The sequence below is a fragment of the Kitasatospora putterlickiae genome, assembly GCF_039527695.1.
Lineage (GTDB): Bacteria > Actinomycetota > Actinomycetes > Streptomycetales > Streptomycetaceae > Kitasatospora > Kitasatospora putterlickiae.
This window is the reverse complement of record NZ_BAAAKJ010000085.1, coordinates 8578-9929: the sequence shown is the minus strand read 5'-3', so window position 1 is coordinate 9929 and position 1352 is coordinate 8578. Positions and strand designations below refer to the sequence as shown.

Genomic DNA, 1352 nt, shown 5'->3' with positions numbered 1-1352 from the left:
CCGGATCGCCGCCGCCCCGCCGGTGCACCCCGTCGCCCAGGCGCTGCGCGACGCGCTGCTCGGCCAGTCGCTCCCGGCCGGGGACCCGGGCCGGACCGGCCGGCTCACCGTGCCCGGCCGGCTCACCGACCGCTCGGCGCGGCTGTTCTCCGGACAGGTCGTGCCGGTCGTCCAGGTCAGCGCCGTCGGACTGGCCCGCTGGACGGAGACCCCGCTCATCGCGGCCGCCGTGGACGCCGTGCGCACCGCGGGCGCCGTCGGACGGCGGCACGGCCACGACGACCCCGACCGGGTCGCCGGTCACGTCCGCGCCCTGCTCGACAAGATCTACTTCCAGTTCCGCAACGCGGGCCTGAGCGCCGCCGAACGGGCCCTGAACCACGCCGTGACGGAGTCCGTCCTGACCGGCGGCCTGCTGGGCGCGGGCCTGCTCTCCGGCGGCCTGGTGCCCGACGGGCCCGAGGACCGCCCCACGACCGCCCCGCCCGGCCTCTACACGCTGGACGCGGTCACCGTCGCCAGGAGCCCGCACTGCCGGCCGGGCTCGGACTGCCAGGACGTGCTGGTGCGGTTCGCCGACCCGGCCGACGAACGGCGCGCCAAGGTCACCTACGTCCACAGCATCGACGTCAGCGACGACCTGCCGGTCAGCCTGGCGCCGGTCCACCGCTTCCTCGGCTGACCTCCTCCGGCGCCGCGTGGCGGGAGGGGGCGGCCTCATGGGCGACCGGCCAGGGCGGGTGCGGGCCGCCGGCCGGGGGCGCGTGCGCGAACTCGGTCACCAGCGTGTCGGTGAAGACCGGCAGATCGGCCGGCCGCCGGGCCGAGACCAGCACTCCGGGGCCGTCCCGGCAGACGTGCACCGGCTCGTCGACCCAGTAGGCGCCCGCGTTGACCAGGTCGGTGCGGATGCTCGGCCAGGAGGTGAGCGTGCGGCCGCGCACCGCGTCCGCCTCGATGAGCGTCCACGCGCCGTGGCAGATCACCGCGACCGGCCGGCCGGCGGCGGACAGCTCGTGGACGAAGGAGACGGCGGCCCGGTGCAGCCGCAGCAGGTCGGGATTGGCGACGCCGCCCGGCAGGACCAGCGCGTCGTAGTCGCTCGGCCGCACGACACCGACCACGTCGTCGACGGGGAAGGTGTCCGCCCGGTCCAGGTACCGGAACGCCTGGACCCGTCCGGGCCGGGTGGACACCAGCCGGGGCGTGCCGCCCGCCTCGGCGACGGCCTGCCAGGAGGCGGTCAGTTCGGACTGCTCGGCGCCCTCCGGCGCGACCAGGAAGGCCACCGTGCGACCGGTGAGGACGACGAGTCGCACCCGCCTCACCCCGCCCGCCGCCCACCCCGCCCG

General features: G+C 77.1%; 2 protein-coding genes. One reads left to right on the top strand and one right to left on the bottom strand.

Annotation, left to right across the window (positions count from 1 at the left end; translation table 11 throughout):
- Nucleotides 1-682, top strand: a 682-nt coding sequence (locus ABD308_RS09475; protein ID WP_425554728.1) for a cyanobactin maturation protease PatG family protein, incomplete at its 5' end; no start/stop codon positions are given.
- On the opposite strand, the gene ABD308_RS09470 is transcribed toward ABD308_RS09475, so the two are convergent.
- The gene (locus ABD308_RS09470) at nt 648-1289 is read right to left on the bottom strand and encodes a type 1 glutamine amidotransferase domain-containing protein (protein ID WP_344330730.1); all 642 of its coding nucleotides are present in this window, start codon (nt 1287-1289) and stop codon (nt 648-650) included. The two genes, ABD308_RS09475 and ABD308_RS09470, sit on opposite strands and share 35 nt — an antisense overlap.
- Nucleotides 1290-1352 lie beyond the last annotated feature (63 nt).